This window comes from Stenotrophomonas sp. YJH_SMC_29 (genome assembly GCF_059371235.1).
This window is the reverse complement of record NZ_JCAFUK010000009.1, coordinates 187169-200425: the sequence shown is the minus strand read 5'-3', so window position 1 is coordinate 200425 and position 13257 is coordinate 187169. Positions and strand designations below refer to the sequence as shown.

Below are 13257 nucleotides of genomic sequence, written 5' to 3'. Positions count from 1 at the left end.
TGGCAACGTATCGCTTGCTTTAAAACAATTAATAGTTGCTTGATCAAACGTCTGCAAGATGGACAATCATCCTTCCTGCAGGCGCCTTCACAAGATACCTGCGCATACTTTCAAAGATCCGGGGAAGTGGCCTCAGCGCCGCTCCCGTGTGCTGCGAAGCTTCCTTCGTAGCGAGCCGCCCATTATGCCAGACTTTTTCAGTCCGTCAACACCTTCGTTCGATCATCTCGTTCGGCGGTGGTGGGCGCCCTGTTGTCGCTGAAGCCCCTTGGTGGCGACCCCTGCGACGGGGGAGGAGAAGTATGGCCCCATCCACATCGTTTGTGAAGGGGGTGTGGCGATTTTTTTCACCGGATGTTGCATCCGTTCATCCGTCGCGCCCGTGGAGGCATTCCGCGAAGAGCAAGAGCAGTCGAGCATGGCTCGACTCTACAAGGGAAGGGCCGGCTGCGCCGGCCCTTCCCTTGTCTCAGGCAGCGACCAGGCGCACGCGGGCGAAAGTACGCTTGCCGACCTGCAGCAGGCCTTCGAAGCCCGGCTGCAGCACCTGCTGGCCGTCTTCGACCACTTCGCCATCCACCTTCACCGCGCGCTCCTTGAGCTTGCGGTTGGCTTCGGAATTGCTCGGGGTCAGGCCGGCCGCAGTCAGCAGCGCAGCGATACGCAGGCCTTCGGCCGGAATCGCCACGTCCTGCAGCGGCAGCTGGGTGATGTCACCCTGCCCGGTCACCGCTGCTTCCCAGCCTGCAATGGCCTGCTCGGCCGCCGCGGCGTCGTGGAAACGGGTCGCCAGTTCGCGCGCCAGGCGCAACTTGACCACGCGCGGGTTCAGGCCGCCATTGCCCACCTGCTCGCGCAGCTGCACGGCTTCGGCCTGGCTGATGTCGAAGGACAGCAGCTCGATCCAGCGCCACATCAGGGTGTCGTCCACCTTCATGGTCTTGGTGACGATGTCGATGGCCGGCTCGCTGATACCAATATAGTTGCCCAGCGACTTGGACATCTTGTTGACGCCGTCCAGGCCTTCCAGCAGCGGCATGGTCAGCACCACCTGCGGCTTCTGCCCGTGGTGTTCCTGCAGGCCACGGCCCATCAGCAGGTTGAATTTCTGGTCGGTGCCGCCGAGTTCGACGTCGGCCTCCAGGGCCACCGAGTCGTAGCCCTGCACCAGCGGGTAGAGGAACTCATGGATGGCGATGGACTGCTGGGCCGCATAGCGCTTGGCGAAGTCGTCGCGCTCGAGCATGCGCGCCACGGTGTGCTGGCCGGCGAGGCGGATCATATCGGCCGCGCCCATCTTGCCGAACCACTCCGAGTTGAAGCGCACTTCGGTACGGCTGCGGTCCAGCACCTTGAACACCTGTTCCTCGTAGGTGCGGGCGTTGGCCAGCACGTCGTCGCGGCTGAGCGGCTTGCGGGTCAGGCTCTTGCCGGAGGGGTCGCCGATCATGCCGGTGAAGTCGCCGATCAGGAAAATGACCTGGTGGCCGAGGTCCTGGAACTGGCGCATCTTGTTCAGCAGCACCGTATGGCCCAGGTGCAGGTCGGGCGCGGTGGGGTCGAAGCCGGCCTTGATCCGCAGCGGACGGCCTTCCTGCAGGCGCGCACGCAGATCCTCAAGCTTGAGGATCTCGTCGGCACCACGGCCGATCAGGGCAAGGGCTTCTTCAATCGAGGACACGTGACTACTCCCGGCAACGCCGATTCTTGTGTGGGGTGTTAAAGCAAAGTTAACCCGATTGGCTTCACAAAAGCCAATGGGCACAAGGGTTTGACGCGGTTTTCTCAGGTGTCTATGGTAACCGGCGATCAGGCCCGCGCTCCCGGGCTGCCAGGAAAGAACCGCCGATGCACAATTCCGAACAAGGGCGCGCACGCAAGCAGCGCTTCCAGGAACGCCTCCACGTCCTACACGACAACACCCTGCATCGGAAGCTCAGGCAACACCTTCCCGCCGCCTTCAATGAGCGCTGGACCCGCCGCCATTGGATGCATGCCAGCCTGTTTGCGACCATCGGCGCCCTGGTGGCGACGATCGTCCCCGGTTTCTCGCACACCATCGATGCCCCCTACGCCGACAGCCACACCAGCCTGGCGCTGCCGCCACTGACCCTGGCCCGCCAGCAGCAGGTGCCGGGCGACAGCTGGCAGGTGCTGCGCGTGCAGCGCGGCCAGACCCTGAGCGACCTGTTCGACCAGGCCGGCATTCCGGCCACCACGCTGCACCGGGTGCTGGACCACCCCGGCGCGCGTGAGGCGCTGACCCGCCTGCGCCCGGGTGCCGAGATCGCCTTTGACATGCCGCTGTCCGGCGACCTGCGCAGCATCCGCTTCGACCGCGATGCCGACAACCGCGTGGAGCTGAGCCTGGCCGGCGATGACATCAAGGAAAAGGTGACCCGCCGCGAGACCTCCACGCGCACCGTGGTCACCAGCGGCGAGATCACCAGTTCGCTGTATGCCGCCGCGCGCCGCGCCGGGCTGTCGCCGTCGGCGATCGCGACGATGACCGACGACATCTTCAAGTACGACATCGACTTCTCCAAGGACCTGCAGCCGGGTGACCGCTTCAGCGTGGTGATGGATGAAACCTGGCGCGAAGGCGAGAAGGTGGACACCAGCAAGATCCTGGCGGCGACCTTCACCACCGGGGGCAAGACCTATTCCGGCTTCCGCTTCGACCGCAACGGCAAGTCCGAGTACTACGACATCAACGGCCGTTCGCTGAAGAAGAGCTTCATCCGCATGCCGATCCCGTTCGCGCGACTGAGCTCCACCTTCGGCGCCCGCAAGCACCCGGTGCTGGGCAAGATGCGCATGCACAAGGGCGTCGACTACGCCGCGCGCACCGGTACCCCGATCATGGCCGCCGGCGACGCCCGCGTGCAGTTTGCCGGCGTGCAGAACGGCTACGGCAACGTGGTGATCCTCGACCATGGCCGCGGCCACACCACCCTGTACGGCCACATGTCGCGCTTTGCGAACATCAAGACCGGCCAGCGCGTGGCCCAGGGCACGGTGATCGGCTACGTCGGTTCGACCGGCCTGGCGACCGGGCCGCACCTGCACTACGAATTCCGCGTCAACGGCGAGCACCGCAACCCGCTGACCGTGACCATGCCGCCGCCGGAACCGCTGAAGGGCGCCGAGCTGGTCGCCTTCCGCGCGCAGACCGCGCCGGCGATGGCGCGCATCCAGGGCATGGAGAAGCTGATCTACGCCGACGCCAGCCCGGCACCGACCAGCCGCGACGAGGCTGCGCCCGCGGTGGCCAGCGCCAAGGACAAGCCCTCCAGCAGCCGCAAGCGCGGCTGAGCCCCTGCGTTGACGAAGAAGGACGCGGCAGCCCAAGCTTGCCGCGTCCTTTTTTTATGCCTGCCATGAACACCACTGCCGACGCTGACGCCCCCCTGTACCTTGGCCTGATGTCGGGCACCAGCGCCGACGGCATCGACGCCGCGCTGGTGCAGTTCCCCGCCGGCGGTGGCTGCCGCTTCGTGCACGGCCTGACCGCCCGCTGGGAACCGGTGCTGCGCGCGCAGCTGGTGGCGCTGGGTGAAGGCGGCCCGCTGGAGTCGCTGGAGGAACTGGGCGCGCTGGACGCGCGGATCGCGATCAGCTTCGCCGACGCCGCCAATCAGTTGCTGGCCGAGGCCGGCGTGGACCGCCGCCAGGTCCGCGCGATCGGCTCGCACGGCCAGACCGTGCGCCACCGCCCGCTGGCCAGCCCGGCCTTCACCGTGCAGCTGGGCGACGGCAACCGCATCGCCGAACTGACCGGGATCACCACCGTGTCCGACTTCCGCCGCCGCGATGTGGCAGCCGGGGGCCATGGTGCGCCGCTGATGCCGGCCTTTCACCTGGGCATGCTGGGCACCGCCGACGAAGACCGCGCGGTGCTCAACCTGGGCGGCATCGCCAACCTGACCCTGATCCCGCGCGAAGGCGAGGTGCGCGGCTTCGATACCGGCCCGGCCAACGCGCTGATGGACGCCTGGTGCCAGCGCCACATCGGCCGCACCTTCGATGCCGATGGCGCGTATGCCGCCAGTGGCGCGGTGGACGAGTCCCTGCTGGCCGGCTGGCGTTCCGACCCGTGGTTCGCGCTGCCGCCGCCGAAGAGCACCGGGCGCGAGCAGTTCCACTTGGCCTGGGCCGAGGCGCACATGGGCGAAGGCCAGTACGCCGCCGCCGATGTGCAGGCCACCCTGCTGGAGCTGACCGTGGCAACCGTGGTCGATGCGCTGCTGGCACAACAGCCGCAGACCCGTCGCCTGCTGGTGTGTGGCGGCGGCGTGCGCAACCGGCAGCTGATGAAGCGGCTGGCGGCCCAGCTGCCGGAGGTGCAGGTGGAATCCAGCGCAGTGCACGGGCTGGACCCGGAGTACGTGGAGGCGATGGGGTTCGCCTGGCTGGCGCAGCGGACGATGGACGGGCTGGCCGGCAACCTGCCGAGCGTGACCGGGGCCAAGGGCCCGCGGATCCTGGGGGCGATCCACCTGGCGTGAGGTGGGCCATCCGCGCAGGTGAGGCGCTGTTGCAGAGACGAGCCCAGCTCGGCTTCGCGCAAGCCAGGCCAGGCCAGGAGCAGCCGAGCGTGGGCTCGGCGCTACAGCATGGCAGCGCGGCCGCTAATCGAAGCCCTGCCCTGCCGGCAGGGCCTGCAGGGCGGCAATCGCGGCGGAGAGGGCGTCCACTTCGGGATCGCCGAAGCCGGAGCGGACCTCCAGTTCACTGCTGAACAGGCCCTGCTCCAGCAAGGCGGCGCAGGTCTGTTCGTGGGTCCAGCCGCGGGCGACCGCGACCCGTCGGATGCGTTCCAGCAGCAGCGGGTCCAGGTCCCGCAGCACAACGTCGGCCATGCTCACTTCCCCGTTCGCAAGGCACCGCCCCCTCGGCGCGTCGGGGGCGATGATCCCGCAGTCCGGGCGGGCAGGCAATCAGGCGACCGGCGGCGGCCCGCGATCGGCGATCCGCGGCCACAGCCACGCCAGCAGCAGCAGGGTTGGCACCACGGTGATCGAGCTGAGGATGAAGAACGTGCTGTAGGACGTGGCTTCGACGATGTAGCCGGAGACGCCACCGACGAACTTGCCCGGCAGGTTGGCCAGCGAGACCAGCAAGGCGTACTGGGTTGCGGTGAAGTTGCGGTCGGTCAGCGACGACATGAAGGCCACCAGCACGGTGCCGGCAAAGCCCTGGAACAGGTTGTCGGCACTGAGCGCGGCGTAGAACGCCCACAGCTTGCCCGGGTTGTGCGCCATCAGCAGGAAGGCCAGGTTGGACAGCGCCACGCCCAGCGCGGCCACCAGCAGCATGCGGCGGAAGCCGAACGCAGCCACCGCGATGCCGCCAAGGAACGCGCCGCCGATGCCCATCCACACACCGAACAGCTTGGAGACGGTGGCGATGTCGGCCTTGTCGAACCCCGAGTCGAGATAGAACGGCCCGGCCATCACCCCGATCACCTGGTCGGGGAACTTGAACAGGCCGACGAAGGCCAGCAGCACCAGCGCCAGTGCCACGCCATTGCGGCTGAAGAAGCTGGAGATGGGCTGGACGAACGCTTCGGCAATATCGATGCGGCGCTGCACGGCGGTGGCCGGGCGTTCCGGTTCGGCGCACAGCAGGGTGGTGACGATCGGCAGCAGCATCAGCGCGGCCATCGCCAGGTAGGCGACGATCCAGCCTTCGAACTGGGCCAGGTACAGCGCGCCGGCACCGGCCAGGATCAGGCCGATCCGGTAGCCCAGCGTATAGGTGGCGGCCAGCGCCGCCTGGGCGGTCTGCGGCGCGATCTCGATGCGGTAGGCATCGACGGCCGAATCCTGGGTGGCGCCGGCGAACGACGCCACCAGCACCCACATCACCAGCGGCCACACGCCCTGTTCGGGCCGCACGAAGGCCAGCGCGACCAGCCCGACCAGCACCAGCACCTGCGACACCAGCAGCCAGGAGCGGCGGCGGCCGAGCCGCCCCAGCAGCGGGAAGGCGTAGCGATCCAGCAGCGGCGCCCACAGGAACTTGAGCAGGTAGAAGAAGCTGGCCAGGCTGATCAGGCCGATGCTGCCCAGGTCCAGGCCGACGTCGCGCAGGCGCGTGGACAGGGTCTGCGAGGCGATCAGCAGGAACGGCAGGCCACTGCCGAAGCCGAGCATGGCCATGGTCAGCGCCGACGGGGTGCCGAAGGCGCGCTTGATGCCTGCCCAGCCCTTGTAGCTGACCGGCGTGACGGCCTCGGTCACAGGTCGTAGTCCACGGTGAACGGGGCGTGGTCGGAGAAGCGCTCGTCGCGGTAGATCGAGCAGCTGCGCAGGCGGTCACGCAGGCCCGGGCTGATGAACTGGTAGTCGATGCGCCAACCGACATTGTTGGCGCGGGCGGCGCCGCGGTTGCTCCACCAGGTGTAGTCCTCGCCGGTGGGGTTGAGCAGGCGATAGGCATCGGCCCAGCCGCGGCCGGCGGCGACATCGGTGGCCTGGCCATGGTCGGCGCACAGCGCGTTGAGCCAGTCGCGCTCTTCCGGCAGGCAGCCGGAGTTCTTCTGGTTGGACTTCCAGTTCTTGATGTCCAGCGCCGAACGCACGATGTTCCAGTCGCCGCACAGCACGTAGTCGCGGCCGCTGCGCGCCCACTCCTCGAGGATCGGCCGCAGCCATTCCATCACTTCGAACTTGAAACCCTGGCGCAGGTCGCCCGAGCTGCCGGACGGGATGTAGAAGGACACCACGCTGAGATTGCCGTAGCGCGCCTCGATGTAGCGGCCTTCGTCGTCGAACGGCGCCCAGCCCAGCGAGGTGATGACCTGGTCCGGCTCGCGCTTGCTGTAGATCGCCACGCCGCTGTAGCCCTTCTTGGTGATGGCATCGCGATAGAAGCAGTGGTGGCCGTCCGGACGGAACATCGGGTCGGTCAACTGGTCTTCCTGTGCCTTGGTCTCCTGCAGGCACAGGACGTCGGCGTCCTGGGCCCGGAACCAGTCGAGGAAGCCCTTGGTCGCGGCGGAACGGATGCCATTGGCGTTGAAACTGATGATGCGCATGCGGGGGACCTGCGGCGGGAAACCGGGCAAGCATACCGGTTGCCCGCGGGGCTGCGCAGTCCGCCAGGCCGGGCTGCGGTGCGCGCCGCAGCGGGCCGGACGAGCGCGAAAGGCCCAGCTGGATTAGGATTTGTGCTCCAAATGAAGATGAATCGAGTTTTGATGAGCGACCACCGCCACCGTTTCCTGCAGCTGGCCCTGACCGCCGACGCCCTGCGCTTCGGCCAGTTCACCCTCAAGTCCGGCCGGCTGAGCCCCTATTTCTTCAACGCCGGTCGTTTCGACTCCGGCTCGCTGCTGTCCCAGCTCGGCGCCTGCTACGCCGACGCCATCGATGCCAGCGGGATCAAGTACGACGTGGTGTTCGGCCCGGCCTACAAGGGCATTCCGCTGGCCACCGCGATGGCCTGCGAACTGGCCCAGCGTGGCCGCGACCTGCCGCTGTCGTTCAACCGCAAGGAAGCCAAGGCGCATGGCGAAGGCGGCCAGCTGATCGGTGCCGACATGAATGGCAAGCGCGTGCTGATCGTCGATGACGTGATCACGGCCGGTACCGCCATCCGCGAAGCGCTGGGCATCATCCGCGCTGCCGGCGGCACCCCGGCCGGCATCGTGGTGGCCCTGGACCGCCAGGAGATCGCCTCGGAAGCCGACCGCCGCTCGGCGGCGCAGTCGGTGGCCGAAGAGGCCGGGATTCCGGTGATCGCCGTGGCGTCGCTGGCCGACCTGCTTGATTTCGCCTCCGGCAACCCGGAACTTGTGGGTTACCGGCAGCCGCTGGAAGCCTACCGGGCCCAGTACGGCGTCCGTTCGATCCGCTGACCGACCAGGGGAAAGGTCATGTCCCGAGTTCCTGCTGTTCTCTTTGCCGGCCTGCTGCTGGCCGTGCCGTTCACCGCGCCGGCGCAGTCGCGCGATGGCGGCAAGGTGGAAAAGAAGCTGTACTGCTGGAACGAGGGCAAGGAGCGGATCTGCAGTGATTCGCTGCCGGCCGATGCGGTCAATCATGCCCGCGAGGAGTTCAACGCGAAGAGCGGCCTGCGCAATGCGCAGGTCCAGCGCGCGTTGACCGACGAGGAGCGTGCCGCAGCCAGCACTGCGGCGCAGCAGCAGCAGCTGGACCTGATGGCCGAGCAGACCCGCCAGCGCACCGAACAGGCAATGCTGTCCACCTATGGCAGCGAGGACGACCTGCGCCGGGTGTTCGCCGAGCGCCAGGAAGTGCTGGACAACAACCTGAAGACCGCCGAGTACAACGTCACCAGCCTGCGCGAATCGCTGGTGGCGCTGTTGTCGGCCGCTGGCGACCGTGAACTGGCCGGCGGCAAGGTGGCCGACAAGCAGGCCGAGGCGATCCGCCAGCGGCACGTGCAGCTGCAGTCGCAACAGCGCCTGCAGGCCGGATTCCTGCAGCAGCAGCAGGCGCTGAAGGCGGAAATCGAAAGCACGCTGCAGCGCTATCGCGAGCTGAAGGGCGTGGCGCCGGCGAGCCAGGCCCCGTGATCCGCTTGTGGAGCCGAGCCCATGCGCGGCTCCGGCGCCCGGTTACGGCTTGACCCACCGAATTTATGCACTCTTTACGCGTCGGCCCGGTCCGGCGCGTAGTGCGTTTATGGGCGGCAGGACGACGATGGCGGCCTGAGGTGGAGGGGTTCCACCAGGACGCTATTGCAATGTCCCCCTGGCTGTCGTTGTTGTGTGGCGTGCTGGTGCTGGTCGCCGCCGCCTATCTTCTCTATGTCGTGCTGCGGCCCGAGTCGTTCTAACGGAGCCGGCCATGACTGAGATGTTTGTCATTCTTGCCGCCAGCCTGCTGCTGGCGTGGCCGCTGGGCCTGTACCTGGCGCGCGTGATGCGCGGCACGCCGATGAAGGTCGACGTGCTGTTCAACTGGATCGAAAAGCCGCTGTACACGGTGTTCGGCGTCGATCCGTCGCGCGCGATGTCCTGGCGCGGCTACGTGCTGGCCTTCGTACTGAGCAACGTGGTGGTCGCTGTATTGACCCAGGCGGTGTTCATGACCCAGGCCTGGCTGCCATTGAATCCGGACCAGATCCCGAACATGCGCTGGGACACCGCGCTGCACACGATGATCTCGTTCCTGACCAATACCAACCAGCAGCACTATTCGGGCCAGGCGCAGCTGTCCTACCTCTCGCAGATGACCGGCATCACCGGCCTGCAGGTGGTGACGCCGATGATGGGCCTGGCGCTGGCGGTGGCGACGCTGCGTGCGCTGTTCGCGCGTGCGCCGCAGGCTGCGGCGACCACCGGCAGCGGCGATGACCGCCAGATCGCAGTGGGCAACTACTACGTGGACGTGGTGCGCCTGTGCGTGCGCTTCCTGCTGCCGCTGTGCCTGGTGTGGACCCTGCTGCTGACCAGCCAGGGCGTGCCGTCGACGATGGCCGGCGGCCCGCAGGCCGCGCCGATCGACGCCAGCGCCGGCATGGCCCAGCAGAAACTGCCGCTGGGCCCGGTGGCGGCGATGGTCGCGGCCAAGCAGCTGGGCGCCAACGGCGGTGGCTGGTATGGCCCCAACAGCAGCTTCCCGCTGGAGAACCCGACCCCGCTGTCGAACGCGCTGGAGGTGGTGGGCATCCTGCTGGTGCCCATCGCGGTGATCTTCATGATCGGCGCGTTCACCGGCCGGCGCCGCTTCGGCGCCTTGGTGTTCAGCTGCATGCTGGGCATGTCGCTGCTGTCCACCGGCGCGATGATGTGGAGCGAAGGGCATAGCGCCAGCGCCGCCACGCCGCTGCTGATGGAGGGCAAGGAAGTGCGCTTCGGCGCCGACGGCACCGCGCTGTGGGCGGCGGTCACGACCCAGGTCTCCAATGGCTCGGTCAACGGCATGCACGATTCGCTGGCGCCGCTGAGCGGTGGCATCGCGATGGTCAACATGCTGGTCAGTGCGATCTGGGGCGGCATCGGCTGTGGCCTGCAGCAGTTCATCGTCTACCTGCTGCTGGGCGTGTTCCTGGCCGGCCTGATGACCGGGCGCACGCCGGAACTGTTCGGCCGCAAGCTGGAGACGCCGCAGGTACGCCTGCTGGCCCTGCTGGTGCTGCTGCAGCCGATCACCCTGCTGGTGTTCACCGCGATCACCCTGGCCGTGCCCGGCCTGGCCGGCACGTCCAATCCCGGCTTCCATGGCATCAGCCAGGTGTTCTACGAGTATGTCTCGGCTTACGCCAACAACGGGTCGGGTTTCGAAGGGCTGGGTGACGCCACGCTGTGGTGGAACCTGAGCTGCTCGCTGGTGCTGCTGCTGGGCCGCTTCCCGCTGCTGATCATCCCGCTGGTGGTGGCCGCACAGCTGGCCGCCAAGCGCCAGGCGCCCGAGTCTGCCGGCAGCCTGCAGATCGAAACCCCGACGTTCGCCCTGACCCTGGTCTCGGTGATCGTCATCCTGACCGTGCTGCAGTTCATGCCGGCGCTGGTACTCGGCCCGATCGCCGACCACCTGAGCCTGGGACTGCACTGAGGACACCGCCATGAGTAGTCTTGCAAGTTCCACCCGTAGTTCCTCCGCCGCGCGCCCTGCCCTGCTCGACGGCGCCGGCCTGCGCCGCGCACTGATCGAAGCCGTGCGCAAGTTGTCGCCGATGCACCTGGTCCGCAGCCCGGTGATGGCGGTGGTGATGGCCGGCACGATCGTGGCCGCGATCGTCACCCTGACCGGCAATGCGCCGCTGGGCTTCGGCCTGGCGGTGACCGCGATCCTGCTGGTGACCGTCCTGTTCGGCAATTTCGCCGAGGCGGTCGCCGAAGCCCGTGGCCGCGGCCAGGCCGCTTCGCTGCGCCGTGCCCGCCAGGACCTGGTGGCGCGCCGGCTGGCGGCGCCGCAGCCGGGAGCGCCGGAAGCCCAGGTGCCGGCCGCCGAGCTGCGCCCGGGCGACCACGTGATCGTCAGTGCCGGCGAGCTGGTACCGGCCGATGGCGAGATCGTGCAGGGCCTGGCCACCATCAACGAAGCGGCGGTGACCGGTGAATCCGCGCCGGTGCTGCGCGAGGCCGGCACCGACCGCTCCGGCGTGATCGGCGGCACCAAGGTGCTGTCCGACCAGATCATCGTGCGTGTCACCGCCGAGCCGGGCCACAGCTTCCTGGACCGGATGATCGCGCTGGTGGAAGGCGCCAACCGGCAGAAGACCCCGAACGAGATCGCACTGACCCTGCTGCTGGCGGCGATGACGCTGACCTTCCTGGTAGTGGTGGCCACGCTGCCGGCCATCGGTGCGGCCGTGGGCGTCAAGGTCGACCCGCTGCTGCTGATCGCGCTGCTGGTGTGCCTGATCCCGACCACCATCGGCGGCCTGCTGCCGGCCATCGGCATCGCCGGCATGAACCGTGCGCTGGCCGCCAACGTGCTGGCCAAGTCGGGCAAGGCGGTGGAAGTGGCCGGCGACGTCGACGTGCTGCTGCTGGACAAGACCGGCACCATCACCTACGGCGACCGCCAGGCCAGCCACTTCCATCCGCTGGCCGGCATCGACGCCAGCCAGCTGCGCGAGGCGGCACTGCTGTCCTCGCTGGCCGACCCGACCCCGGAAGGCAAGTCGATCGTGCGCCTGGCGCGCGAACAGGGCTGCGCCACCGCCGAGCCGGACCGTGCCGAGTACCTGGCCTTCAGTGCGCAGACCCGCATGTCCGGCGTCGATCTGGAGCATGGGCGGCAGATCCGCAAGGGCGCTGCCGATGCGATCCGCGCCCACGTGCAGGCGCTCGGCGGCAACGTGCCGGCTGAACTGGCCGGCCGCGTCGAGCAGGTCGCGCGCAATGGCGCCACCCCGCTGGTGGTGGCCGAGGGCCGCCACGTACTGGGCGTGATCGAGCTGTCGGACGTGGTCAAGCACGGCATGCGCGAGAAGTTCGCGCAGCTGCGGGCGATGGGCATCCGCACGGTGATGATCACCGGTGACAATCCGCTGACCGCTGCCGCCATCGCCGCCGAAGCCGGTGTCGATGACTACATCGCCGAAGCCCGGCCGGAAGACAAGCTGGCGCGCATCCGCCAGGAACAGTCCGGTGGCCGCCTGGTGGCGATGGTGGGTGACGGTACCAACGACGCTCCCGCGCTGGCCCAGGCCGACATCGGCCTGGCGATGAACTCCGGCACGCAGGCGGCGAAGGAGGCCGGCAACATGGTCGACCTCGATTCGGACCCGGCCAAGTTGCTGGCGGTGGTGGAGGTGGGCAAGCAGCAGCTGATCACCCGCGGCGCGCTGACCACCTTCTCGCTGGCCAACGACGTCTCCAAGTACTTCGCGATCCTGCCGGCGCTGTTTGCCGCTGCGGTTCCGGCCATGGCCGCACTGAACGTGATGCAGCTGTCGAGCCCGCGCAATGCGGTGCTGGCGGCGCTGATCTTCAACGCGCTGGTGATTCCCGCGCTGATCCCGCTCGCCCTGCGTGGCGTGCGCTTCCGTCCGGCCACGGCCACCGCGCTGCTGCGCCGGAACATGCTGGTGTACGGCCTCGGCGGCGTGCTGTTGCCGTTCGCGGCGATCAAGCTGATCGACCTCTTCCTTGTCCTGGTATTCGGCGCATGAACCGTTCTGCTTCCACCTCCACCTCCCTGCCCCGCGAAGCGAAAGCCGAGGCCCGCGTGGCCAGCCTGCAGGACGGCGCCGGCTGGCGCCCGGCGATCGGCCTGGGCCTGGCCACCCTGCTGCTGGCCGGCGCGGTCTACGCCGGCATCGCCACCGGTTTCGCCGGCCTGGCCTACCCCACCCAGGCCGAGGGCAGCCTGCTGCGCGACGGCAACGGCCAGGTGCGCGGCTCGGCCTGGCTGTCGCAGCCGTTCACCGGTGATGGCTACTTCCAGGCACGGCCGTCGGCGGCCAACTACGACCCGATGGCCGCGGCCGGTTCCAACCTGGCGCGCAGCAACCCGGCCCTGGCCGAGCGGGTTGCCGCCAGCACCGCGGCGGTGGCTGCGCGCGAAGGCGTCGCGCCGACGCAGGTGCCGGCCGATCTGGTCACCCAGTCCGGCGGCGGCCTGGATCCACAGCTGTCGCCGGCCGCTGCTCAACTGCAGGTGGCACGCGTGGCGCGTGCCCGTGGCCTGCCGGTGGAGCGCGTGCAGGCGCTGGTGCAGGCACATACCGAGGGGCGCCAGTGGGGCCTGTTCGGCCAGCCGCGGGTGAACGTGGTCACGCTGAATTTCGCGCTGGACCATGCGGCCAAGGCACCGTGATGCCAGCCTGCAC

General features: G+C 68.3%; 12 protein-coding genes. 8 read left to right on the top strand and 4 right to left on the bottom strand.

Going from position 1 to position 13257, the window contains the following annotated elements; all coding sequences use genetic code 11:
- Window positions 1-469: 469 nt before the first annotated feature.
- Window positions 470-1681: a tyrosine--tRNA ligase gene (gene tyrS, locus AC5P9I_RS12230; protein WP_049465908.1), complete on the bottom strand. Its 1212-nt coding sequence runs from the start codon at window positions 1679-1681 to the stop codon at window positions 470-472.
- A gap of 167 nt (window positions 1682-1848) precedes the next feature.
- On the opposite strand from tyrS, the gene AC5P9I_RS12225 reads away from it, so the two are divergent.
- Window positions 1849-3315 (top strand): M23 family metallopeptidase, encoded by a 1467-nt coding sequence (locus AC5P9I_RS12225; RefSeq protein ID WP_495217403.1) that lies wholly within the window; start codon window positions 1849-1851, stop codon window positions 3313-3315.
- Between the two features lie 65 nt (window positions 3316-3380).
- Entirely contained in the window at window positions 3381-4508 is a 1128-nt protein-coding gene (locus AC5P9I_RS12220) for an anhydro-N-acetylmuramic acid kinase (RefSeq protein ID WP_187756796.1), read from the top strand.
- Between the two features lie 123 nt (window positions 4509-4631).
- Here the strand turns inward: AC5P9I_RS12220 and AC5P9I_RS12215 are convergent, their stop codons facing one another.
- The 3 genes from AC5P9I_RS12215 to AC5P9I_RS12205 all read right to left on the bottom strand — a co-directional run bounded on the left by AC5P9I_RS12215 (window position 4632) and on the right by AC5P9I_RS12205 (window position 7042).
- Window positions 4632-4862: a hypothetical protein gene (locus tag AC5P9I_RS12215; RefSeq protein ID WP_014645678.1), complete on the bottom strand. Its 231-nt coding sequence runs from the start codon at window positions 4860-4862 to the stop codon at window positions 4632-4634.
- Between the two features lie 78 nt (window positions 4863-4940).
- A complete protein-coding gene (locus AC5P9I_RS12210; protein ID WP_187756797.1) occupies window positions 4941-6245 on the bottom strand; it encodes an AmpG family muropeptide MFS transporter in 1305 nt (434 codons plus the stop codon).
- Window positions 6242-7042, bottom strand: a complete 801-nt coding sequence (locus AC5P9I_RS12205) for an exodeoxyribonuclease III (protein ID WP_049465916.1) — start codon at window positions 7040-7042, stop codon at window positions 6242-6244. Before AC5P9I_RS12205 ends, AC5P9I_RS12210 begins: the two co-directional genes overlap by 4 nt.
- A 162-nt stretch (window positions 7043-7204) precedes the next feature.
- Between AC5P9I_RS12205 and pyrE the strand changes: the two genes are divergently transcribed.
- The 6 genes from pyrE (at window position 7205) to kdpC (ending at window position 13244) form a co-directional block, all read left to right on the top strand.
- Window positions 7205-7864, top strand: a complete 660-nt coding sequence (gene pyrE / locus AC5P9I_RS12200) for an orotate phosphoribosyltransferase (protein ID WP_049465919.1) — start codon at window positions 7205-7207, stop codon at window positions 7862-7864.
- An 18-nt stretch (window positions 7865-7882) separates the two neighbouring features.
- Window positions 7883-8545: a hypothetical protein gene (locus AC5P9I_RS12195; protein ID WP_049465921.1), complete on the top strand. Its 663-nt coding sequence runs from the start codon at window positions 7883-7885 to the stop codon at window positions 8543-8545.
- 170 nt (window positions 8546-8715) lie between these two features.
- Window positions 8716-8808, top strand: coding sequence for a potassium-transporting ATPase subunit F (locus AC5P9I_RS12190; RefSeq protein WP_005407770.1), 93 nt, complete (start codon window positions 8716-8718; stop codon window positions 8806-8808).
- An 11-nt stretch (window positions 8809-8819) separates the two neighbouring features.
- Entirely contained in the window at window positions 8820-10529 is a 1710-nt protein-coding gene (gene kdpA / locus AC5P9I_RS12185) for a potassium-transporting ATPase subunit KdpA (protein ID WP_049465924.1), read from the top strand.
- 10 nt (window positions 10530-10539) lie between these two features.
- Window positions 10540-12597 (top strand): potassium-transporting ATPase subunit KdpB, encoded by a 2058-nt coding sequence (kdpB, locus tag AC5P9I_RS12180; protein ID WP_049465925.1) that lies wholly within the window; start codon window positions 10540-10542, stop codon window positions 12595-12597.
- Window positions 12594-13244, top strand: coding sequence for a potassium-transporting ATPase subunit KdpC (kdpC, locus tag AC5P9I_RS12175; protein ID WP_049465927.1), 651 nt, complete (start codon window positions 12594-12596; stop codon window positions 13242-13244). Before kdpB ends, kdpC begins: the two co-directional genes overlap by 4 nt.
- The last annotated feature ends 13 nt before the right edge of the window (window positions 13245-13257 follow it).